Annotated in this window: 16 protein-coding genes and 1 pseudogene; 12 read left to right on the top strand and 5 right to left on the bottom strand. The window is 75.0% G+C overall.

What is annotated here, in order from left to right; all coding sequences use genetic code 11:
- Window positions 1-47 precede the first annotated feature (47 nt).
- Window positions 48-2,102: an alpha-1,4-glucan--maltose-1-phosphate maltosyltransferase gene (locus PKY62_RS04315; protein WP_324535219.1), complete on the bottom strand. Its 2,055-nt coding sequence runs from the start codon at window positions 2,100-2,102 to the stop codon at window positions 48-50.
- A 274-nt stretch (window positions 2,103-2,376) separates the two neighbouring features.
- On the bottom strand, window positions 2,377-4,548 hold the full coding sequence (glgX, locus tag PKY62_RS04310) for a glycogen debranching protein GlgX (protein WP_502875781.1): 2,172 nt from the start codon (window positions 4,546-4,548) through the stop codon (window positions 2,377-2,379).
- Between the two features lie 159 nt (window positions 4,549-4,707).
- On the opposite strand from glgX, the gene PKY62_RS04305 reads away from it, so the two are divergent.
- Both PKY62_RS04305 and PKY62_RS04300 read left to right on the top strand, forming a co-directional pair.
- Window positions 4,708-5,499 carry an electron transfer flavoprotein subunit beta/FixA family protein gene (locus PKY62_RS04305; RefSeq protein WP_324535207.1) on the top strand — a complete coding sequence of 264 codons (792 nt, stop codon included), beginning with the start codon at window positions 4,708-4,710 and terminating at the stop codon, window positions 5,497-5,499.
- Window positions 5,500-5,536: 37 nt separating this feature from the next.
- On the top strand, window positions 5,537-6,517 hold the full coding sequence (locus tag PKY62_RS04300) for an electron transfer flavoprotein subunit alpha/FixB family protein (RefSeq protein WP_324535205.1): 981 nt from the start codon (window positions 5,537-5,539) through the stop codon (window positions 6,515-6,517).
- Window positions 6,518-6,542: 25 nt separating this feature from the next.
- Here the strand turns inward: PKY62_RS04300 and PKY62_RS04295 are convergent, their stop codons facing one another.
- The gene (locus PKY62_RS04295; protein WP_324535204.1) at window positions 6,543-7,526 is read right to left on the bottom strand and encodes a phosphotransferase family protein; all 984 of its coding nucleotides are present in this window, start codon (window positions 7,524-7,526) and stop codon (window positions 6,543-6,545) included.
- Between the two features lie 50 nt (window positions 7,527-7,576).
- Between PKY62_RS04295 and PKY62_RS04290 the strand changes: the two genes are divergently transcribed.
- A complete protein-coding gene (locus PKY62_RS04290) occupies window positions 7,577-8,767 on the top strand; it encodes a cysteine desulfurase family protein (protein ID WP_502875780.1) in 1,191 nt (396 codons plus the stop codon).
- A 157-nt stretch (window positions 8,768-8,924) separates the two neighbouring features.
- Here the strand turns inward: PKY62_RS04290 and PKY62_RS04285 are convergent, their stop codons facing one another.
- Window positions 8,925-10,340, bottom strand: coding sequence for an HNH endonuclease signature motif containing protein (locus PKY62_RS04285; protein ID WP_324535202.1), 1,416 nt, complete (start codon window positions 10,338-10,340; stop codon window positions 8,925-8,927).
- A gap of 270 nt (window positions 10,341-10,610) precedes the next feature.
- On the opposite strand from PKY62_RS04285, the gene mnmA reads away from it, so the two are divergent.
- From mnmA to PKY62_RS04270, 3 genes are all read left to right on the top strand, one after another.
- A complete protein-coding gene (gene mnmA / locus PKY62_RS04280; RefSeq protein WP_324535200.1) occupies window positions 10,611-11,690 on the top strand; it encodes a tRNA 2-thiouridine(34) synthase MnmA in 1,080 nt (359 codons plus the stop codon).
- A gap of 85 nt (window positions 11,691-11,775) precedes the next feature.
- The gene (locus PKY62_RS04275; protein ID WP_324535198.1) at window positions 11,776-12,813 is read left to right on the top strand and encodes a uroporphyrinogen decarboxylase/cobalamine-independent methonine synthase family protein; all 1,038 of its coding nucleotides are present in this window, start codon (window positions 11,776-11,778) and stop codon (window positions 12,811-12,813) included.
- 4 nt (window positions 12,814-12,817) lie between these two features.
- On the top strand, window positions 12,818-14,176 hold the full coding sequence (locus PKY62_RS04270) for an MFS transporter (RefSeq protein WP_324535196.1): 1,359 nt from the start codon (window positions 12,818-12,820) through the stop codon (window positions 14,174-14,176).
- Here the strand turns inward: PKY62_RS04270 and PKY62_RS04265 are convergent, their stop codons facing one another.
- Window positions 14,177-16,282: a prolyl oligopeptidase family serine peptidase gene (locus PKY62_RS04265; RefSeq protein ID WP_324535194.1), complete on the bottom strand. Its 2,106-nt coding sequence runs from the start codon at window positions 16,280-16,282 to the stop codon at window positions 14,177-14,179.
- On the opposite strand from PKY62_RS04265, the gene ligA reads away from it, so the two are divergent.
- From ligA to PKY62_RS04235, 6 genes and pseudogenes are all read left to right on the top strand, one after another.
- Window positions 16,281-18,722 carry an NAD-dependent DNA ligase LigA gene (gene ligA / locus PKY62_RS04260; RefSeq protein ID WP_502875779.1) on the top strand — a complete coding sequence of 814 codons (2,442 nt, stop codon included), beginning with the start codon at window positions 16,281-16,283 and terminating at the stop codon, window positions 18,720-18,722. The genes PKY62_RS04265 and ligA overlap by 2 nt on opposite strands.
- Window positions 18,719-19,210 (top strand): GNAT family N-acetyltransferase, encoded by a 492-nt coding sequence (locus tag PKY62_RS04255; RefSeq protein ID WP_324535190.1) that lies wholly within the window; start codon window positions 18,719-18,721, stop codon window positions 19,208-19,210. Before ligA ends, PKY62_RS04255 begins: the two co-directional genes overlap by 4 nt.
- Window positions 19,211-19,271: 61 nt before the next feature.
- Entirely contained in the window at window positions 19,272-19,757 is a 486-nt protein-coding gene (locus PKY62_RS04250) for a pilus assembly protein CpaE (protein WP_324535188.1), read from the top strand.
- 51 nt (window positions 19,758-19,808) lie between these two features.
- Entirely contained in the window at window positions 19,809-20,105 is a 297-nt protein-coding gene (gatC, locus tag PKY62_RS04245; RefSeq protein ID WP_324535186.1) for an Asp-tRNA(Asn)/Glu-tRNA(Gln) amidotransferase subunit GatC, read from the top strand.
- The gene (gene gatA / locus PKY62_RS04240; protein WP_324535184.1) at window positions 20,105-21,688 is read left to right on the top strand and encodes an Asp-tRNA(Asn)/Glu-tRNA(Gln) amidotransferase subunit GatA; all 1,584 of its coding nucleotides are present in this window, start codon (window positions 20,105-20,107) and stop codon (window positions 21,686-21,688) included. Before gatC ends, gatA begins: the two co-directional genes overlap by 1 nt.
- Window positions 21,685-22,213, top strand: a pseudogene (locus PKY62_RS04235) (Asp-tRNA(Asn)/Glu-tRNA(Gln) amidotransferase subunit GatB); the annotation flags it as partial. The gene gatA and the pseudogene PKY62_RS04235, both read left to right, overlap by 4 nt.

Here is a 22,213-nt window from a genome sequence, read left to right as displayed (position 1 = left end):
CAGCGTCCCGGTGTCGACCGGGACCGGCTGCTGGGGGCGGTCGGGGCTCACAGCGTGCGCACCCCGATGACGTGCGCGGCGTTGTGCCAGGGGTCGAGGCGCACGTACGGGTTGGCGCCCCAGCCGTAGACCGCGCCCGAGAGCAGGTCGTAGGCGTGGAACGCCCTCGCGTCGGGGTCGGCCGGCGCCGCGACGCCCAGCGCCTCGAGGTCCAGGTGCACGACGCCCTCGCGGATGTTGTGCGGGTCCGTGGTGAGGATGACGAGCACGGTGTCGGCGCGGCCGTCCGGCGACTGCGCCGCCGTGACGCGCCGGGAGAACGCGAGGATCGCGTCGTTCTCGGTCGGGTGGACGGTCAGCCCGCGCAGGCGCTGCAGCGCGGGGTGCTCGCGACGGATCGCGTTGAGGCGGGTCAGCAGGTCGGGCAGGCCCGTCTTCTGGGCCGCGACCCAGTCGCGTGCCTTGAACTCGTACTTCTCGTTGTCGATCTGCTCCTCCGCGCCCGGCCGGGGCACGCTCTCGACGAGCTCGTAGCCCGTGTAGATGCCCCAGGTCGGCGAGCCGGTCGCGGCGAGGATGGCCCGGATCGCGAAGGCCGGCGGGCCGCCGTGCTGCATGTACGGCGTGAGGATGTCGTGCGTCGTCGGCCAGAAGCTCGGGCGCATGTACGCGGCCGCCGGGCCGGAGACCTCCTCGAGGTACTCCGCGATGAGGTCCTTGGTGTTGCGCCACGCGAAGTACGAGTACGACTGGTGGAAGCCGATCTTGGCGAGCGTGTGCATCATCGGCGGTCGGGTGAACGCCTCGGCGAGGAAGAGGACGTCGGGGTGGGCGGCGTTGACGTCGGCGATGATCCGCTCCCAGAACACCAGGGGCTTGGTGTGCGGGTTGTCCACCCGGAACGCCGTCACGCCGTGGTCGATCCACACCTGGAGCACGCGGCGCATCTCGACGTAGATGCCCTCGGGGTCGTTGTCGAAGTTGAGCGGGTAGATGTCCTGGTACTTCTTCGGCGGGTTCTCGGCGTAGGCGATCGTCCCGTCGACCCGGGTGGTGAACCACTCCGGGTGGGTGGCGACCCACGGGTGGTCCGGCGAGCACTGCAGGGCGAGGTCGAGGGCGACCTCCATGCCGTGCGCCCGCGCCGTGGCCACGAACGCGTCGAAGTCCTCGAACGTGCCCAGCTCGGGGTGGATGGCGTCGTGCCCGCCGTCGGCCGAGCCGATCGCGTACGGCGAGCCGGGGTCACCGGGCTCGGTGTGCAGCGAGTTGTTGCGCCCCTTGCGGTGCGTGGTGCCGATGGGGTGGATGGGCGTGAGGTAGAGCACGTCGAAGCCCATCGAGGCGATCGCCGGGATGCGCTCCGCCGCCGTGCGGAGCGTGCCGGTGGTCCACGTCCTCGTCTCGGCGTCGTACGTCGCACCCTCGGAGCGAGGGAAGATCTCGTACCAGGAGCCGACGAGCGCCGTGGTGCGCTGGACGACGAGCGGGTGGTCGGGCGACGCGCTGACGTGCTCGCGCAGGGGGTGGTCGGCCAGCGCGTGCCGCACGTGCGTCGACAGGCCGGCGGCCAGCCGGTCCTTGGCGGGCCGGTGGGTGTCGCGCAGGCCGGCGACGGCCTCGCGGAGCATGCGGGCCGCGCCGGCGTCGACGCCCTCGCGCTCTGCCGCGCGCCCCAGGAGCGCAGCACCCTCCTTGAGCATGAGCTCGACGTCGACCCCGGCGTCCACCTTGATGGCCGCGTCGTGCGCCCAGGTGGCGTACGGGTCGGACCAGCCCTCGACGCGGAACGTCCAGTGCCCGACGCGGTCCGGCACGAGGTCGGCGCGGTAGGAGTCCAGGCCCTTGTTGACGACGTCCATCCGCACGGCGGCGTGCACCCGCCCGTCCGGCGCGACGAGCACGGCTGTCGCGGCGACGGCGTCGTGCCCCTCCCGGAAGACGGTCGCGGTCACCTCGACGGCCTCGCCCACGACGGCCTTCGCCGGCCATCGGCCGCCCTCGAGCACGGGCTGCACGTCGACGACGGGGATGCGGCCGACGGAGAGCCGCGGCGGGGCCACGGGGGTGGCGGGCTGCGCGTTCACGGCGGCGGGGGCCACGGCGGCGGGTGCCACGTCGGCGGGTGCCACGTCGGCCGGTGGCGCGTCGGCTGACGACACCTCGCCCGCCGGCGCCGCGCCCGACGTCACCGCGGCGGGGCCCGGCGCGACGGGCTTCGAACGGGCGGGGCCCGTCGACCGTCGGGGCTTGCCGCCCGGGGGCGGGGTGGGACGAGACGGTGCGGGCGGCGGCGGTGGCGTCACAGGCCGAACCTACCGATGCGGAGGCCCGCCGTGCACCCGGTGCGGGACGTTCGTCGCGGCGAGTCGGCGTTCAGCGCGCGACGTAGACCCGCAGCGTCAACGGCTCGACGGTCATACGGCTGCCGGGTGCGGGGTGGCCGCCGCCGTTGGTCAGGGGGCTGCCCGGCGCCGTGATCTCGTCCGGGTGCTCGCACGTCGAGTCCCACAGCAGCTCCCAGCGCCGCGTCGGGCCCTCGGGCAGGGTCACCTCGACGGGGTCCAGCTTGCCGTTGATGACCATGAGCACCTGCGAGCCGTCCGGTGCGGTGCGCACCATCTGCAGCGTGCGGACGGCGGGGTCGTGCCACTGGTGCTGCTCGAACGCGCGGCCCTCTGCGGTGCGCCAGTCCAGGTCCGGGCGGTCCTGACCGGGGCGCGGCTGGCCGAGGTAGAAGGCGGACGTCTGCAGGGCGGGCAGCTCGCGGCGCAGGCGGAGCAGGTACCGGGTCGTGGCGAGCAGGTCCTCGCGCCACGTCTCGCGCTCCCAGCGCATCCACGACGTCTCGTTGTCCTGGGTGTACGCGTTGTTGTTGCCGCGCTGCGTGCGGCCCATCTCGTCGCCCGCGGTGAGCATCGGCACGCCGGCCGCCAGCAGGAGGGTGCCCAGCAGGTTGCGCATCGAGCGCCGACGCAGGGGCAGGATCTCCATGCCGACGCCCGCGTCGCGCACGGGCCCCTCGATGCCGTGGTTCCAGGCGCGGTTGTCGTCCGTGCCGTCGCGGTTGTGCTCGCCGTTCGCGGCGTTGTGCTTGTGCTCGTAGGCGACGAGGTCGGCGAGCGTGAAGCCGTCGTGCGCCGTCACGTAGTTGATCGCCGCGTCCACGCCGCGCATGAGCGGCGGGTCGCTGTAGCCGAACAGGTCGGCGCTGCCGGCCAGTCGGGTGGCGAGGTCGCGCACCCCGTGACCGGGGCGTCCGTGGGCGGCCTCGGCCGGGTCGCCCAGCCAGAACGTGCGGGCGGCGTTGCGGAAGCGGTCGTTCCACTCCGACAGCGGGGCGGGGAACGCGCCGGTGCGCCAGCCGCCGGGGCCGACGTCCCACGGCTCGACGACGAGCTTGCGATCGGCGAGCACCGGGTCGGTCTGCAGCGCGACGAGGAAGGGGTGGTTGGGCGTGAACCCGTCGTCGTCGCGCGCGAGGGTGACCGCGAGGTCGAACCGGAAGCCGTCGACGCCCACCTCGGTGGCCCAGTACCGCAGCGAGTCCAGGGTCATCTGGACCACGCGGGGGCGCCGGAAGTCGAGCGAGTTGCCGCAGCCCGTGACGTCGGCGAACCGGGCGGGTGTGCTGCCGTCGTGCAGGTAGTAGACCGTGGGGTCCAGGCCGCGCCAGCTCAGCTGCGGGCCGTCCGTGCCGCCCTCGCACGTGTGGTTGTAGACGACGTCGAGGAGCACCTCGATGCCGGCGGCGTGGAGCAGCCGGACCATGCCCTTGACCTCGTCGAGCACCGCGCCGGCGCCCAGCGCCTGTGCGGCGGCCGTCGCGTAGCGAGGGTGCGGGGCGAAGAAGCCCAGCGTGTTGTAGCCCCAGTAGTTGACCATCCCGCGCCGGGCCAGCCACGGCTCGGTGCCGATCGCCTGGATGGGCAGCAGCTCGAGCGTGGTGACGCCGAGCGAGCGCAGGTGCTCGATGGTGGCCGGGTGGGCCAGGCCGGCGTACGTGCCGCGCAGGTCCTGCGGCACGTCGGCGAGCTGCATGGTCAGGCCCCGCACGTGCGCCTCGTAGATCACCGTCTGGGCCCACGGCACGTGCGGCCGGGGCACCCGCTCGCCGGGGAACGCGTCGTCGATGACCACCGAGTGCGGCACGTGGGCGCGCGAGTCACGCCGGTCGCGCTCGATCGCGCCGCCCGCCGGACGGCCCTCGACGTCCACCCGATGGCCGTAGCTGCGGGGGTCGACGCGGTCGAGGCGCTCGACACCGTCCAGCCCGCGGGCGTAGGGGTCGACGAGCAGCTTCGCGGGGTTGTAGCGCGTCCCACCCGCGGGGTCCCAGCGACCGTGGGCACGGAACCCGTACCGCTGACCGGCGCGGACACCCGGGACGTGGGCGGACCAGACGCCGTGGGTCGGACCGTTCAGCGGCACGCGCCGCTCGGACCAGCCGTCCGCGGCTCGCGGTGCCGGGTCGAGCAGGCACAGCTCGACGGCGTCGGCGTGGGACGCGAGCACGGCGACGTCGACCCCGTCGCCGACCAGGTGCACGCCCAGGCGGTGAGGGGCACGCAGCGTCGGCCCGTTCTGTCCCACAACGGAACAGTGTGACCTATCAGCGTTTACCTTGGTGCACGACGGCGCGCCGCGAGGGATCCCGCTAGCCTTCCCGGGGCGCCCGAACGGGTCCGAGGACGGGAGAGCTGAACGATGAGAGTCGTGGTCTGCGTCAAGCACGTGCCGGACCTGCAGTCCGAACGGGGGTTCACCGACTCCGGTCTCGTCGACCGCGGCCAGGGCGACGGCACCCTCAACGAGCTGGACGAGAACGCCGTCGAGGCCGCTCTCGCGCTCGTCGAGGAGCACGGCGGCGAGGTCGCCGTCGTGACGCTCGGGCCGGACGACGCCGAGGACGCGGTGCGCCGTGGGCTGCAGATGGGCGCGACCCAGGCGCTGCACGTGCTCGACGACGCCGCGGCCGGCTCCGACGTCTTCGGCACGGCCGGCGTGCTTGCCGCGGCGGTGCGCTACCTCGCGTCGACCGGGGACCCGGTGGACCTCGTGATGACGGGCATGGCGTCGCTCGACGGCGTGACGTCGTTGCTGCCCGCCGCGCTGGCCGCCGAGCTCGACCTGCCGCAGCTGACGCTCGCGACCGAGGTGGGGGTCGACGGCGACGTCGTCCGCGTGCGACGCGTGCTGGACCACGCGTCGGAGGTGCTCACCGCGCCGATGCCGGCGCTCGTGTCGGTGACGGACACGGCCAACGAGCCGCGGTACCCGAACTTCGCCGGGATCATGGCGGCCCGCAAGCGGACCGTCGAGGTGGTCTCGCTCGCGGACCTGGGCGTCGACCCGGCGACCGTGGGCACGGCCGGTGCGCGCACCGAGGTGGTCGACACCACGCCGCGCCCGGCGCGAGAGAACCGGGTGCTCATCGCCGACGACGGCGACGCCGGGCTGCGGCTCGCGGCGTTCCTCGTCGAGAACAAGCTGGTCTGAACGACGTGCTGATGTCCAAGACGTGGAGGGACTGACGATGACCACCGCCCCCGTGCTGGTGCTGCTCGACCACACCGACGCTGGCGCCCTGCGCCCGGCCGTCCTGGAGCTGCTGTCCCTGGGCCGCGGCATCGGACCGGTGCACGCGGTGTGGGTGGGCGGCGCGCTCGCGCCGTCGGCCGAGGCGTTCGCCGCGCTCGGCGAGGCCGGGGTCGAGCAGGTGCACACCGTCGCGGTGGGGGACCACCACCCGCGGCTGACCCCCGTCGTGGCCCAGGCGCTCGCCGCCGTCGCGGCGGCCGTCGGACCGGGCACCGTGCTGCTCACCTCCTCGTTCGAGAACAAGGAGGTCGCCGGGCGGCTCGGGGTGCTCACCGGGGCCGGTGTGGTGGTCGACGCGACCGGCCTCGAGCAGGTCGAGGGGCGGCTCGTGGTGACCAAGGGCGTGTTCGCCGGGACCTGGACCACGCGCTGCACCGTGCGCACGCCGATGGCCGTGCTGGCGTTCAAGCCGCACGCGGCGGAGGTCGTGCCGGCCGCAGCCGCGACCACGCCCGCCGTGGTGGCGCACGACGTCGTCGTCACCGGCAGCGCCGCGCGCGTGGTGCTCGTCGAGCGCACCGAGCGTGCGCCGTCCGACCGGCCGGACCTCGGGGCCGCGCAGGTCGTCGTCGTGGGCGGGCGGGGCACCGACGGGGACTTCAGCGCCGTCGAGGACCTCGCGGACGCGCTCGGCGGGGCGGTCGGGGCCACCCGGGTCGCGACCGACGAGGGCTGGATCGACCAGGACGCCCAGATCGGCCAGACGGGCGTGACGGTCTCGCCGCGGCTCTACATCGGTGCGGGCGTTTCCGGTGCGGTGCACCACCGCGGCGGGATGCAGTCGGCCGGGACCATCGTGGCCGTCAACTCCGACCCCGAGGCGCCGATCTTCGAGATCGCCGACCTGGGGATCGTCGGGGACCTGTTCACGGTGCTGCCTCAGGCGACGGCGGAGATCCGGCGGCTCCGGGGCTGAGCCGGGCTGCCGGGGGAGCCGTCGCTCAGAAGCGACGCAACCACTCGAGCGCCGCGACGCCCTGGGCGAGCTGGAACGGCCGCAGGTTGGCGATGCCCGGCGGTGGCGCCTGGACCGCGCCGTGCACGAAGTACCCGGCGATGCCCGCGAGCACGGCGCGGACCGCGTCCCGGTCGGCGCCGCGCGCGTTGGGGTGGCTCCAGAAGAGCGCGTCGGGGTCGCCGCCCCCCTGCATGGCGACGGACGGCAGCATGGCGAGCAGGTCCCACCAGCGTGCGCCCTCGGCGGTGGCGTGCGGCCAGTCGATGAGCCAGACGCGCTCCTCACCGATCATGACGTTGTCCGCGCGCAGGTCGCCGTGCACGAGGGTGTCGCCGACGCCGGCCGCGGCGGCGTCGGCCGACCACGCGAGGAGCTCGTCGAGGTGGTCGTGCAGCCACGGGCCGTGGGACCCGACGGCGTCGACGGCGCGGACCAGGGCGGTGGGGGAGTCGTGACCCGACGGGGCCGCCAGGTGCTGCCAGCCCGTCGCGAGCTCCGCCATGTCCTGCGCGAGGGGACGGAGCTCCTCTGGCCCGGGGGTGCCGATCTCGGCGAGGTCGGTCAGGGCGTGCAGCACGCGGTCGAGCTCGTCGGGGTGCCAGGGATGCTCGGGGCTGCGGCCGTGGACGGCCTCGAAGCCGAGGAGCACCCAGGAGCCGTCGTCGTCCGACCAGGTCAGGGCGGGGGCCGCGAGCCCGGCGGGGAGCACCTGGGCCACCTGGATCTCGGCGCGCGCGAGGTTCGGCGACTCGGGGTTCTGGTCGGCCGAGACGGCCTTGACGAACACCTCGGTGCCGTCGCCGAGCTCGAGCACGGCGGCGAACCCCGGGCTGAACCCGTTGGTGGCGACCTGCTCGGTGACCACCTCGGCCCCGGCGAGCTCGGCGATGCGGCGGCGCACGGAGCGGGGCAGGTCGGACCAGGCCAGGCGCGAGCCACTGAAGGCCCGCGGGCTGGTGGAGGTCACTGCTGGATTGTGCCAGGTCGTCGCGACATCGGTTTCGTAGACTGCGCGCCGTGACCTACCTCGACCACGCGGCGACCACGCCGATGCACCCCGCGGCGGTCGAGGCGATGGTCGAGGAGCTCGGGCGCGCCGGGAACGCCTCCTCGCTGCACGGTCCGGGACGTGCGGCGCGCCGGGTGGTCGAGGAGTCACGCGAGCTCGTCGCCGAGCGGCTGGGTGCCCGGGCGAGCGACGTGGTGCTGACGGGCGGCGGGACCGAGGCGGACAACCTCGCGGTCAAGGGGATCTTCTGGTCGCGCGTCGCGGACGACCCGCGGCGACGGCGGGTGCTCGTCTCGGCGGTCGAGCACCACGCGGTGCTCGACCCCGCCGACTGGTTGGCGAGCCAGGGGGCCGATGTCGTGCGGCTGCCGGTCGACGCCGTCGGACGCCTGGACCTGGCGGCGCTCGCGGCAGAGCTCGACGCGCACGGGGACGAGATCGCGCTGGTCAGCGTCCTGTGGGCGAACAACGAGATCGGCACCGTGCAGCCGGTTGCCGAGGTGGTCGCGCTCGCGGGCGCCCTCGGGGTGCCCGTCCACAGCGACGCGGTGCAGGCGGCCGGGCACCTGGGGGTGGACTTCGCCGCGAGCGGCCTGGACGCCATGACCGTGACCGCGCACAAGCTCGGCGGGCCGGTGGGTGTGGGGGCGCTCGTGGTGCGGCGCGGGCTGGCGCTCACGCCCGTGCTGCACGGCGGCGGGCAGGAGCGCGGGGTGCGCTCGGGGACCGTCGACGCGGCCGGGGCGCGCGCGTTCGCCGTCGCGCTCGACCTCGCGGTGCGCTCGCTGCCGGCGGAGTCCCTGCGCCTGACCAGCCTGCGGGACGAGCTCGTCGCCGGGTTGCGGCGCGCGGTGCCCGACGTCGTGCTGCGGGGGCCGGAGGTCGGGGCGACCGTCGACGGCGTGCCGCGCCTGCCCGGCAACGTCCACGTCACCCTGCCCGGCTGCGAGGGCGACTCGTTGATGTACCTCCTCGACAGCCGCGGGATCGCCTGCTCGACGGGTTCGGCCTGCCAGGCCGGCGTGCCGCGGCCCTCCCACGTGCTCCTGGCGTGCGGGGTGGACCCGATCGTGGCCCGCGGCGCGCTCCGGCTCTCGCTCGGCCGCACCTCGACCCGCGCCGACGTCGACGCACTGCTGGCCGTGCTGCCGGAGGTCGTCGAGCGCGCGCGGGCAGCGGGGATGGCGTCCGCGCGGTAGGTCGTCGTCGACATCGACATCGACGTCGACATCGACATCGACCTCGACCTCGGGCGAGCGGGGCGACGCCCGTCGGCAAGCCGGATCTGGTCGCACCCCTCGTGCCCGCGCCCCTGACGCGCGCCACGCCCGGGCCGCGCAAAGCCAACCCTGCCCCTCACACCACGTCCGGCGGATCCCGCCCGAGGTCAACCTGCACCGGCGCGCGGCGGTACACCCGACCCGTCGGGGACGTCCAGGTCGTGACGCCGGTGGCGAGGTCCCGGTGCGGCCGCCAGCCGCCGTGGGTCTTGAGCAGGTGGTGGTGGCGGCACAGGGCGTGCAGGTTGTCGGTGGTGGTCTGCTCGTCCGCGGGGCGCCCCGGGTCGAACGGCGCGAGGTGGTCCAGGTCGCAGCGGGTGGACGGGACCCGGCAGCCGGGGAACGTGCAGGTGGCGTCGCGGTCGACGACGGCCTCGACGACGTCGCGCCGGGGGCGGTAGGTCGGGGAGGACCGGTACGTCCGGGCCGAGCGTGCGGCGATCTCGCCGGTGGCAGGGTCGGCGGCGACGGCGCGCCAGTCGGCATCCCGCGCGACCTCCCGGGCGACGTCTGCCGGGATGGGGCCGTAGCCGACCAGCACTCCTGGCGTCCGGTCGAGGCCGGCCAGGGTCGAGGCGTTGACCGTCACCGCCAGGTGCGGACGGCGGCCGTGCCGCACCGGCAGCGGCGTCCCGTCCGGGCCGGTCCCGGCGTCCAGAACCCGGCGGCAGATCTCGCCGAGCGCGTCCGCCCTGCGGGCGTCGACGCCCCGCTCGTCGTGGGGCGAGCCTCCGGCCGCGACAGCGTCGACCGCCGTCATGACGGTCAGCGCGTCGGCAGCGGGCAGGAACGCGTGGACCCACGCCATCGCGTCGGGAGCCGGGGACAGGCGGACGCAGCGCTCACGCCGGGCCTTGGCGCAGCGCGCCGCGGCAGCGCGGGGGTCCAGGGTCAGCTCGGCGCGCCGGATCGCCGCGCGCAGCTGGGGGACCGTGAGGCCGGGGGCCCGGTCGAGGACGCCGGACTGCACGGCCGACGCGGTCGCGGTGGACAGGTGGTCGGTCTCCCGCAGCAGCGTCTCGGCCTTGCGCACGTCCAGCACGCCCGCGCCCAGCGCGTCTGCCACCGCCGGTGCACCGTCCAGCGCGACGGCACGCTCCACGAGCAGCTGCCCGGACCGACCGGAGACCGCGAGGCGCACGGCGATCTCGTCCGGTACCCCGCCGACGGTCGCCCCGGCGGAGCGCCGGTGCAGCTCAGCGACGAGGACCGCCTGGCGCGCGACGGCCCATGCCGCGATCCGCTCCCAGGCCGCGACACCCTCGAGCAGGGTCTCGGCGTCGAGGTCGGCGGCCTCGAGGGCGGCGAGGCTGGTCACGAGCGCGGGCCCTGGGGCTGCGGCCTCGAGCGAGGCCGCGCGAGGGTGGCGCTGCGCCCAGGACCACGACCCGGCCGTCATCTGCGCGCTCGCCGCGCCCGACACGCTCGCCGCGGGAACGGCGCCGGGCCCGGCGTCGTCCAGGCCATCGACCGTGGCATCATCATCGAACACGTGTTCGATGCTATCGGCGGCCACTGACATCCAGCGCCCGCCGAGCCACCCCCCCCGAGCCCCCCGAGCCACCCCGCCGGTTCTGGTCGGGAACCGGGCGTGGGACGCCCCGATCCCGACCACAACCGCTCCGGTCGTCGGAACTGCCCGCGACGGCGCGCGCAAGGGGCGCGAGCAGCGGCGCGAGCCGGGGCACGCAGCCCGCACCCCCCGACCGCGCGACGCCGCAGCCCGGCGGGAGCGGGGCGGGCCGCCACGTACCCTGAACCCATGCGCGTGCTGGCTGCCCTGTCCGGGGGCGTGGACTCTGCCGTCGCCGCGGCACGCGCGGTGGACGCCGGGCACGACGTCGTCGGCGTGCACATGGCGCTGTCCCGCACGCGCGACGAGTTCCGGACCGGCGCGCGCGGCTGCTGCTCCGTCGAGGACGCCGGTGACGCCCGCCGCGCCGCGGACGTGCTCGGCATCCCCTACTACGTCTGGGACCTCTCGGAGCAGTTCGAGCAGACCGTCGTCGCGGACTTCCTCGCCGAGTACGCCGCCGGACGCACGCCGAACCCGTGCGTGCGCTGCAACGAGCACATCAAGTTCGCCGCGCTCGCCGACCGCGCCCAGGCGCTCGGTTTCGACGCCGTCTGCACCGGCCACTACGCCCGGATCGCGGTGCACGACGACGGCTCGCGCTCGCTGCACCGCGCGGCGGACGCGGCGAAGGACCAGTCATACGTGCTGGCCGTCATGGGACCGGACCGGCTGGCGCGCGCGATGTTCCCCCTCGGTGAGGTCGCCGCCAAGCAGGAGGTGCGTGCCGAGGCCGCCGCGCGCGGCCTGGCCGTCAGCGCCAAGCCGGACTCCTACGACATCTGCTTCGTGGCCGACGGCGACACCCAGGGCTTCCTGCGCGAGCGTCTCGGCGCGCAGCCGGGCGACGTGGTCGACACCGACGGCGGGGTGGTCGGGCGGCACGACGGCGCCTACGCCTACACCGTCGGGCAGCGCCGCGGCCTGGCGCTCGGCCGCCCGGCGCCGGACGGCCGCGCGCGGTACGTGCTCGAGGTCCGCCCCGCGACCGGCACGGTGGTCGTCGGCCCGCCGGAGCTCCTCACCGTGCGCGGGCTGGTCGGGCGCGACGCGGTGTGGTTCGGGTCGGCCCCGGTCGATGCGGTCGACTGCCTCGTGCAGGTCCGCGCGCACGGCACGCCCCTGCCGGCCAGGGCCAGCGCGGTCGGGACCGACGTCGAGGTGATCGTCCCGGTCGGTCTGCGCGGCGTGGCCGCCGGGCAGTCGGCCGTGCTCTACGACGGCGACCGCGTGCTCGGCCAGGTCACCGTCGACCGGGCGCTGCGGTGACCGCAGACCCCGCCCGCTCCCGGGCCACGCCTCCCCGGGCCACGCCCGCCAGCCCAGCCCAGCACGCCGACCCGACGGAGACACGATGACCGGCCTCAGCGCGCTCGGCCCGTGGCCGGGCCACAAGGTGCTCAAGGCCCAGCAGATCGCGTTCGACGCCCTCGCCGACACCCCCGGCGGGGTCACCGGCATCCCGCCGCTGGTCCAGATGCCCAAGCGTGGGCCGTGGGCCGAGTCGACCGCGCGGACGGCCGCCCTGCTGCCCGAGATGCCCGTCGAGCACGGTCCGCACGGGTGGAAGCTCGCCGACCGGCCCGGCATCGACCTCGAGCGCACCCAGGCGCTGCTCCGCGAGGACGTCGACGCGCTCGCGGTCGCGGGCTACGGCTACACCGGCCCGCTCGCGGTGACGGCCCGCGGGCCGTGGAGCCTCGCCGCGACCCTCTACCTCGCGCGCGGTGACCGCGTGCTGTCGGACCACGGTGCCGTGCGCGAGCTCGCGGCCTCCCTCGCGCAGGGCCTGGCCGACCACCTCGCCGCCGTGCGCACGGCGCTGCCGGGCGCGCAGCCCGTCGTCGTGCTCCGCGAGCCGGCGCTGCCCGACGTGCTCGGTGGTGCGGTCGCGACGTTCTCGGGGCACAGCCGCATCGCACCCGTGCCGGGCGAGCGCGCCGTCGTGCTGCTCGGTGAGCTGGTGCGCTCCCTGACGGCGTCGGGCGCCACCCAGGTGGTGCTGCACGGTGGCGCGCGGTTCGCCTCGCGCTCCCTCGCGGTGCTGGCGGGGTCCGGTGCGCAGGCGGTGGGGGTCGCGGCGGCCTCCGTGCGCGGCCAGCAGTGGGAGCAGGTCGCCGCGGTCGTCGAGCAGGGCACCCGCCTGTGGCTGGGGCTGCCGCGCGAGTCGCCGCGCAAGGGTGGCCCCGACATCCGGGGCGCAGCCAACCTCATCTCCCGGCCGTGGCGAGCCCTCGGGCTCCCGGCCGCGGGGCTCGCGGACATCGTGGTCCACACGGACACCAGCGGCTCGGGGGACCAGGTGCTCGGCAACCTCCAGGCGATGCGGCTCGAGCTGCACGCCGCAGCCCAGGTGGCGGCGGAGCTCGCCGAACGCGCCGAGGCCGGCTGAGCGGGTGCCTCCGACCGACGAACCCCCGACGGCACCCGACCCGGCCCTTCCGGCACCCGACCCGGCCCTTCCGGCACCCGACCCCGCCGACCGTGGCCTCGGCCCGGCGTTCCGCACGGTCTTCACGGCCAACCTCGCCTCGAGCCTCGGCGACGGGATCGCCCGCACCGCGGCCCCGCTCCTGGCCATCCGGCTGACGACCGACCCGCTTCTCGTCTCCGGGATCGCGGCCCTCGCGCTCCTGCCCTGGCTGCTGCTGGCCATCCCGTCCGGCATCCTCGTCGACCGGATCGACCGGCGTCGCGCCCTCGCGCTGGCCAACGGGCTGCGGACGCTCCTCGCGGTGGCGCTGGTCGCCCTCGCCGCGACCGACGCGCTGACCATCTGGTGGCTCTACGCGATCGTCTTCGTCTACGGGGCGGGGGAGACGCTCTACGACGGCGCCATCCGTGCCGTGCTGCCGAGCATCGTCCCGCGCGAAGCGCTCCCGCGGGCGAACTCGCGGATCGAGGCCGGCGAGCAGATCGTCCAGACCTTCGCCGCCGCCCCGCTCACCTCGGCGCTCTTCGCCGTCTCGGCGCTCATCCCGCTGGGCGTCAACGGCGCGGTCTACGCCGTTGCGGCGGCCCTGGCGTTCGTGCTGCCGCGCGCTGCGTCGGGCCGCGACGGTGCGCCGCACCCCGACGACGAGCTGCCCTGGCGGCGCCAGCTCACGGCCGGCCTGCACTTCTTGCGGGGCAACCCCATGCTCCTGCGGCTGTGGCTGCTCAGCAGCGCCACGGGGCTGTTCTTCTCGATCGGGACCGCCGTCTTCGCGCTCTACGCGATCGAGCGGCTCGGGCTCCCCGAGGCCCTCTTCGGCGTGCTCATCCTCACGGGCGCCGTCGGCAGCGTCCTCGGCAGCGTGCTCGCACCGCGGCTCTCGGCACGCTGGGGCGCCGGGCCGACGATGGCGGCGGCGAGCGTCGTGGCCGCGCTCGCCCTGGTCCTCGCGGGCGCCGTCCCGACGCTGTGGGCGCTGGGCCTGGCCTACCTCGTGTCCGGCGGGGCGGTGCTGGTGTGGAACGTCCTGGTGATGTCGCTGCGGCAGAGCATCATCCCCAGGCGACTCCTCGGCCGCGTGCACGGCACGTGGCGCACGCTGCTGTGGGGGGTCATGCCCCTGGGTTCGTTGCTGGGCGGGTTGCTCGGCCGGATCGACCTCACGGTCCCGTTCCTCGTGGGCGGTGGGCTCGCGACGGCCGTCGGCGTGCTCGGGTACCGCTTCCTCTGCTCGCTGCCGAACCCCGGGGACGTGCGCAACGACGACGACGCGCCGGAGGACGACGCGCCGGACGACGCGCACGGCACGGCGACCAGCTGACTACCCCAGCCGCTCCCAGCAGAACCGGTACGCGAGGGCCGCCATGAACGCCGCCTGGGCGTTGTCCGCCGCCCCGCCGTGGCCGCCCTCGACGTTCTCGTAGTAGGTGACGTCCTTGCCCGCAGCGAGCAGCCACGCCGCCGTCTTGCGAGCGTGGCCGGGGTGCACCCGGTCGTCGCGCGTCGAGGTGGTGAGCAGCACGGGCGGGTAGGGGCGGTCCGCGTCGAGGAGGTGGTACGGCGAGAACGTCCGGATGAGCTCCCACTGCTCCGGGTCGTCCGGGTCCCCGTACTCGTCCATCCACGACGCCCCGGCCAGCAGGTGCGGGTAGCGCTTCATGTCGAGCAGCGGCACCTGCACCACCACGGCGCCGAGGAGCTCTGGGTACTGCGTGAGCATGTTGCCTGTCAGCAGCCCGCCGTTGGAGCCGCCCTGCACCCCGAGGTGCTCCGGCGTCGTCACGCCGCGGGCGACGAGGTCGCGCGCCACGGCGGCGAAGTCCTCGTACGCGCGGTGCCGGTGCTCGCGCAGCGCGGCCTGGTGCCAGCCGGGCCCGTACTCGCCCCCGCCGCGGATGTTGGCGAGCACGTACACGCCGCCGTCGGCGAGCCACGAGCGCCCCAGCGCACCCGAGTAGCTGGGCAGCAGCGAGATCTCGAACCCGCCGTAGCCGTAGAGCAGGGTGGGTGCCGGTCCCGCGGCGGGGTCGCCGTCTGTCCGGCCGACCTGGAAGTACGGCACGCGGGTCCCGTCCGCCGAGACCGCGAAGTGCTGGCTGACCTGGACGTCGTCGGCGTCGAAGAACGGCGGCACGGCCTTGAGCCCGGTCGGGGGCGTGCCGGAGCCGACCGTCGTCACCGCGAGCGTCGGCGGCGTGGTGAAGTCCGCGGTGACGAGCCACACGTCGTCGCCGACCAGCCGGTCCACGGCGCGCAGCGCGACCGTGGTCAGCGGGGGGACGCCCGCGAGCTCGCCGCGCGCCCACGGCCCGCCGGCGGCCGGCTCGGGCGGGGTGAGGACCTCGACGCGGTGCGTGACGTCCTGCATCACCGTGAGGACCAGGTGGTGGCGCGTCCAGGTCGAGGACGCCAGCGAGGACGACGGCGTGGGCTCGAACAGCACCGTGAGGTCGCGCGAGCCCGCCCGGTAGGCCTCCCACGGCGCGGCGAGCAGGGCCCCGGCACGGTGGGTGGGCCCGCCCTCGACGGGTGTCCAGTCCTCCCGCAGCTGGACGAGCAGCCAGTCGCGGTGCAGGCCGGCGTCGGCGGACAGCGGCACGTCCACGCGCTCGGCGGAGCCGTCGGGCCGCAGCACGGACAGCTCCTGGGTGTAGAAGCCGATCGCACGCTCCACGAGGTCGCGCTCGAAGCCCGGCGTGTGGTCGTGGTAGGCCCCGATGGCCAGGTCCGACTCGAGGCACTCCGCGACGACCTCGGCCGCCGTCAGCGGCGTACCGCGGTGCCAGCGGCGCACCGTGCGCGGGTAGCCGGACGTCGTCGTCGTGCCCGGCCCCAGGTCCGTGACGAGCCACACCGTGTCGAGGTCGATCCAGCCGAGCGAACCCTTGGCCGCTGGCCGGACGAACCCGCCGTCCGACTCCTCGACGAAGCGCAGGGTCACGAGGTCGAGCTCGCGCGTGACGTCGGCGTCCGAGCCGCCGTGCGACAGCGCGACGAGCGCGCGCCGGACGTCCGGCCGCAGCACGGACGCCCCGTGCCACACCCAGTCCTCGCCCTCGGCAGCGTTGAGCGCGTCGATGTCGAGCACGGTCTCCCACTCGGGCTCCGCGGTGCGGAAGTCCTCCGGCGTGGTGCGCCGCCACAGCCCGCGCGGGTGCTCGGCGTCGCGCCAGAAGTTGTAGAGCCGGTCGCCGAGCAGGCTGACCTCCGGCAGCTTGGCCGGGGAGTCGAGCACCTCGAGGACGGCGGCCCGGGTGCGCTCGAACGCGGGCGTCGCCGCCAGGGTCGCGACCGTCTCGGCGTTGCGCGCCGCGACCCACGCGAGCGCGCGCTCGGAGTCGACCTCCTCGAGCCAGGCGAACGGGTCGTGCACGCCGTCCGGCGTCGGGACGGGACCCTGGGGCTCGTGCGGCGTCGGGGTGCTCATGACGGGTCAGCGTACGTGCGGGGCCGACGTGCGGGCTGTCGGTGCCAGCCGCGATGATGTCCCGGTGAGCGCACCGAGCGACCTGGACGCAGCCGACCTCGGCCTGGACGAGGCCGCGGCGCGGCACCGCTGGGACGCGCTCGCCGAGCAGGTCCGCGACCACCAGTTCGCCTACTACGTTCGCGACGCGCCGACGGTCTCCGACGGCGAGTACGACGCGCTGCTGCGTCGGCTGGGCGCGTTCGAGGACCACTACGTCGCCTTCGCGCTGCGCACCCCGGACTCGCCCACCCAGACGGTCGGCGGCACGTTCTCGACGGACTTCGTCGCGGTCGACCACGTCGAGCGGATGCTCAGCCTCGACAACGCCTTCTCCGCCGAGGACCTCGCCGCCTGGGCCGAGCGCGTGCAGCGCGACCTCGAGGGCTCGGCGGCGGTGCTGCACTACCTGTGCGAGCTGAAGATCGACGGGCTGGCCGTCGCGCTGCTCTACGAGAACGGCCGGCTGACGCGGGCCGCCACGCGGGGAGACGGCCACACGGGCGAGGACGTCACGCTCAACGTCCGGACCATCGCCGGCGTGCCGCACACGCTCGCGGGCAGCGGCCACCCCGAGCTGCTCGAGGTGCGCGGTGAGGTCTTCCTGCCGGTCGAGGGCTTCGCTGCCCTCAACGCTGCGCAGGTCGCCGCAGGCAAGGCGCCGTTCGCCAACCCCCGCAACTCCGCGGCCGGCTCGCTGCGCCAGAAGGACCCGCGGGTCACCGCGGGGCGCCCGTTGCGGATGCTGTGCCACGGTGTCGGCGCCCTGCGCTGGGGCGGCGCCGCCGCCGACGAGCACCCGGGCACCGAGCGCCAGTCCACGACCTACGAGCTCCTGGCCTCGTGGGGGCTGCCGGTCAGCGCGCGCGCCCGGGTGGTCGACGACCTCGCCGGGGTCCGGGCCATGATCGATCACTACGCGCTGCACCGGCACGACGTCGAGCACGAGATCGACGGCATCGTGGTCAAGGTCGACGAGATCGCGGTGCAGCGCCGGCTCGGCGCCACGAGCCGCGCGCCGCGCTGGGCGATCGCGTACAAGTACCCGCCCGAGGAGGTCACCACGCGGCTGCTCGAGATCCGCGTCAACGTCGGCCGCACGGGCCGTGTCACGCCGTACGGCGTCATGGAACCCGTCAAGGTCGCCGGGTCGACGGTGTCGATGGCCACCCTGCACAACCAGGACGTCGTGCGGGCCAAGGGCGTGCGCGTCGGGGACATGGTGGTGCTGCGCAAGGCGGGCGACGTCATCCCCGAGATCGTCGGCCCTGTCGCCGCCCTGGCGGACGACGGGTACCCGCGCGAGGACTGGCACATGCCCGGTCGGTGCCCCGAGTGCGGCACGCCCCTGCGGGCGATGCGCGAGGGGGAGGTGGACCTGCGGTGCCCCAACGCCCGGACCTGCCCGGCCCAGGTGCGCGGGCGCGTCGAGCACATCGGCTCGCGCGGCGGCCTCGACATCGAGGCGCTCGGCGAGATCACCGCGGCGGCGCTGACCCAGCCCGAGGTCCCGGACACACCGCCCGTGGCCAACGAGGCGTACCTCTTCGACCTGGTGGGCTACCCCGTGGACGCGCAGCCGGAGGTCCGTGCGGAGGTCCGTGCGGCGAGCCTGGCGCGGCTCGCCGAGGTCGAGGTGGTCGTGCGCGACCCGGAGACCGGCGCGCCCCGCGCGGACGACGACGGCGTGGTCCGCCGCCGGTCCCCCTTCCGGCGGGTGGTCAAGGCCACGAAGGCCCAGGAGGCCGCCGCGCTGGCGGAGGGCCGCACGCTGGCGACCTGGGAGCCGTCCGCCGCGGCCGTCACCCTGCTCGACGAGCTGGAGGCCGCCAAGGCGAAGCCCTTCTGGCGCGTGCTGGTCTCCCTGTCCATCCGCAACGTCGGGCCGACGGCCGCCCGGGCGATCGCGCAGGCCTTCGGCTCCATGGCGGCCCTGCGCGCCGCGCTCGAGGATGCCGAGCAGGCGGCCGCGCAGCTCGCCTCGGTCGAGGGCGTGGGGCCGACCATCGCCCGCTCGATCATCGACTGGTTCGACGTCGACTGGCACCGCGAGATCGTCGATCGCTGGGCTGCCGCCGGCGTGGCGATGCACGACGTGCCGGACGCCACGGTGGAGCGCACCCTGGAGGGGCTCACCGTCGTCGTCACGGGCTCGCTCGTGGGCTTCTCGCGCGACGGCGCCAAGGAGGCGATCCTCGCGCGCGGCGGCAAGGCGGCCGGCAGCGTGTCGAAGAAGACCGACTACGTCGTGGTCGGCGAGAACGCGGGCTCCAAGGAGGCCAGGGCGCGCGAGCTGGGACTGGCGATCCTCGACGAGGCCGGCTTCGAGCGGCTGCTCGCCGGTGAGCGGCCCGGCTCAGCGTCGGCCGAGCCGGCGCACGACCTCCCGGACGCCCCGTGAGCGTCGTGGTCCGCCCCGCGCTGCCGGACGACCTCGGCCGGGTCGGCGCGCTGACCGCGCACGCGTACCTGGCAGACGACCTGCTCGCGCACGACGACGACTACCTGCACGAGCTGCGGGACGCCGCGCGCCGGGCGGACGAGGCCACCGTGCTCGTGGCGGTCGAGGGCGACCACGTGCTCGGCAGCATCACGCTCGCCGCGCCCGGGTCGCCCTTCGCCGAGATCGCCGCGCCAGACGAGTGGGAGCTGCGCATGCTCGCGGTCGACCCGGCCGCCCGGGGCCGTGGGGTGGGTGAGCTGCTGCTGCGCGCCGCCATCGAGTCCGGCCTGGCGGACGGCGCCAGCGCCGTCATCCTGTCGACCCTTCCGGCCATGGCGGCCGCGCAGCGCATGTACGCGCGGATCGGCCTGCACCGGGTGCCGAGCCGGGACTGGTCCGTCGAGGGGTACTCGATGCTCGTCTACTCCACGGCGCCGCCGCCCTGACGCGGGGGCGTGCCGAGGTCCTCGACCTGCCGGACGGCGACCGATGGACCAGACTGGTCCGATGATCTCCGAGCACCTCGCCGCAGCCCTGCGCGACGCCGGCCTGCGGTGGCAGCCCGCCGCAGGCGACCGGTTCGTCATCCCCCAGCCGGAGCTCGCCGGCGAGCTGTTCACGCTCAGCGAGATGACCATCGAGGCCAGGGAGTACCCCACGGGGACCATCCTCGGGTTCAACGGCACCACGGAGTGGGCGATGGACTCCGTGGCGCAGGAGGACGCCCTGTGGATGCCCCGCGAGGACCAGCTGCGGGACAAGCTCGGCGGCACGTTCGTCTCGTTGAGCCGGATGCCCGCCACCCACGGCGCTCACGCCGCCACCCACGGCGCCCACGCCGCCGGGGACGGCGCGACCGGTGCCACGTGGTCCGTCACGACGAGCACGCCGTCGGGTGACGAGGCCGTCCACCGCGCCTCGACGGCGGCCGACGCCTACGCCCTCGCGCTGCTCGCGCTCATCGACCGCGCGCTGGACGGTGCCGTGCTCTGACCGGTGCGGCCCGGGAGATGTCCGCGATCCGTGCACCTAGACTCAGGGGTCATGTCCACCCTCTCCCGCGACGAGGTCGCCCGCGTCGCCGCGCTCGCCCGGATCGACCTGACCGCAGACGAGCTCACCCGGCTGGCCGGGGAGCTCGCCGTGATCGTCGACTCGGTCGCCCGGGTCGGGGAGGTCGCCACGGCCGACGTCCCCGCCACCAGCCACCCGCTGCCGCTGACGAACGTCTACCGCGAGGACGTCGTCGAGCGGCCGCTGGACGCCGCGGAGATCCTCGCCGCGGCACCGGCGTCCGAAGGCGGGCGCTTCGCCGTCCCGCAGATCCTCGAGGAGGACTGATGCCCGGACGTCACACCGCCGGCAGCGCCGGCACGCCGGACGACCTCGTCCGGATGTCCGCGGCCGACCTCGCCGGGGCGCTGCAGCGCTCCGAGGTGAGCAGCGCCGAGGTCACGGCCGCCCACCTGGACCGGATCGCCGCCGTCGAGGGCGCCGTCCACGCCTTCCTGCACGTCGCGGCCGACGAGGCGATGGCCACGGCCCGCGACGTCGACGCGCGGCGCGCTGCCGGAGCGGAGCTGCACCCGCTCGCGGGCGTGCCGATCGCGGTCAAGGACGTCGTCGTGACCCGCGGCCTGCCGACCACGGCCGGCTCACGCATCCTCGAGGGCTGGGTGCCGCCGTACGACGCGACGCTCGTCGAGCGGCTCAAGGCCGCCGGCCTGCCGATCCTCGGCAAGACCAACATGGACGAGTTCGCGATGGGCTCCTCGACCGAGCACTCCGCCTACGGCAACACCCACAACCCTTGGGACCTCGACCGGATCCCCGGCGGCTCGGGTGGCGGCAGCGCCGCGGCGGTCGCCGCCTACGAGGCCCCGCTGGCGATCGGCACGGACACCGGTGGATCGATCCGCCAGCCGGCTGCCGTCACGGGCACCGTCGGCGTCAAGCCCACCTACGGGGGGGTGTCGCGCTACGGCCTCATCGCCCTGGCCTCGAGCCTCGACCAGGCCGGCCCCGTGACGCGCACGGTGCTCGACTCCGCGCTGCTGCACGAGGTCATCGGCGGGCACGACCCGCGCGACGCCACGTCGCTCGACGAGCCGCTGCCGGGCCTCGTCGCCGCGGCGCTGGACGGCCTGACCGGCGACCTCACCGGCGTGCGCGTCGGCGTGGTCACCGAGCTCAACGGCGAGGGCTACCAGGCGGGGGTGCGCGCGCGCTTCGAGGAGGCGCTCGACGTGCTCCGCGGCGCGGGCGCCGAGATCGTCGAGGTCTCGTGCCCGCACTTCGACTACGCGCTCGCGGCCTACTACCTCATCCTGCCGAGCGAGGCCTCGAGCAACCTGGCCAAGTTCGACGGCATGCGGTTCGGCCTGCGGGTCGAACCCGCAGAGGGTCCCGTCACGGCCGAGCGCGTCATGGCCGCCACGCGGGGAGCCGGCTTCGGCGACGAGGTCAAGCGCCGCATCATCCTGGGCACCTACGCGCTGTCCGCCGGGTACTACGACGCCTACTACGGCAGCGCGCAGAAGGTCCGCACGCTCATCCAGCGGGACTTCGCCGCGGCGTTCGCGCAGGCGGACGTGCTCGTCTCGCCGACGGCGCCGACCACGGCGTTCAAGCTCGGCGAGAAGCTCGACGACCCGCTCGCGATGTACCTCAACGACGTCGCGACCATCCCGGCCAACCTCGCGGGCGTCCCGGGCATGTCCGTGCCGGCTGGGCTGTCCGACGACGGCCTGCCGGTCGGCTTCCAGATCCTGGCGCCCGCCCGCGCGGACGACCGGCTCTACCGGGTGGGCGCGGCGCTCGAGTCGCTGCTCGAGGCCCGCTGGGGCGGCCCGCTGCTGGACAGGGCGCCCGCGCTGCCCACCCGGCCGCCCACCCAGCTGCCCACCGAGGGGATCACCCGATGAGCACCGCGCACCCCACCACCGCGCTGGTCGACTTCGACGACGCCGTGGCACGCTACGACCCGGTCATCGGGATCGAGGTGCACGTCGAGCTCGGCACGGCCTCGAAGATGTTCGACGGCGCTCCCACCGAGTTCGGCGCGGAGCCGAACACCCAGGTCACGCCCGTATCGCTCGGTCTGCCCGGCGCCCTGCCGTCGCTCAACCGGACGGCCGTCGAGTCCGCGATCAAGATCGGCCTGGCGCTCAACTGCGAGATCGCCGAGGTCTGCCGGTTCGCGCGGAAGAACTACTTCTACCCGGACGTGCCGAAGAACTTCCAGACGTCGCAGTACGACGAGCCGATCGCCTTCGAGGGCTACCTCGACGTCGAGCTCGCCGACGGCACCGTGGTGCGCGTGGAGATCGAGCGCGCGCACATGGAGGAGGACGCCGGCAAGAACACCCACGTGGGCGGCCTCACCGGCCGGATCCACGGCGCGGAGTACTCGCTGGTCGACTACAACCGCGCCGGCATCCCGCTCGTGG

It is taken from the genome of Actinotalea sp. (assembly GCF_035443605.1).
Taxonomy (GTDB): Bacteria; Actinomycetota; Actinomycetes; order Actinomycetales; family Cellulomonadaceae; genus Actinotalea.
This window is presented reverse-complemented; position numbering and strand designations above follow the sequence as displayed.

Excerpts from the sequence above, each read along its gene's own strand:
- ligA (WP_502875779.1), top strand. The coding sequence starts at position 16,281 with ATGACGGGTCAGCGTACGTGCGGGGCCGACGTGCGGGCTGTCGGTGCC.
- PKY62_RS04305 (WP_324535207.1), top strand. The coding sequence starts at position 4,708 with ATGAGAGTCGTGGTCTGCGTCAAGCACGTGCCGGACCTGCAGTCCGAA.
- mnmA (WP_324535200.1), top strand. The coding sequence starts at position 10,611 with ATGCGCGTGCTGGCTGCCCTGTCCGGGGGCGTGGACTCTGCCGTCGCC.
- PKY62_RS04275 (WP_324535198.1), top strand. The coding sequence starts at position 11,776 with ATGACCGGCCTCAGCGCGCTCGGCCCGTGGCCGGGCCACAAGGTGCTC.
- PKY62_RS04250 (WP_324535188.1), top strand. The coding sequence starts at position 19,272 with ATGATCTCCGAGCACCTCGCCGCAGCCCTGCGCGACGCCGGCCTGCGG.
- gatC (WP_324535186.1), top strand. The coding sequence starts at position 19,809 with ATGTCCACCCTCTCCCGCGACGAGGTCGCCCGCGTCGCCGCGCTCGCC.
- gatA (WP_324535184.1), top strand. The coding sequence starts at position 20,105 with ATGCCCGGACGTCACACCGCCGGCAGCGCCGGCACGCCGGACGACCTC.
- PKY62_RS04265 (WP_324535194.1), bottom strand. The coding sequence starts at position 16,282 with ATGAGCACCCCGACGCCGCACGAGCCCCAGGGTCCCGTCCCGACGCCG.
- PKY62_RS04300 (WP_324535205.1), top strand. The coding sequence starts at position 5,537 with ATGACCACCGCCCCCGTGCTGGTGCTGCTCGACCACACCGACGCTGGC.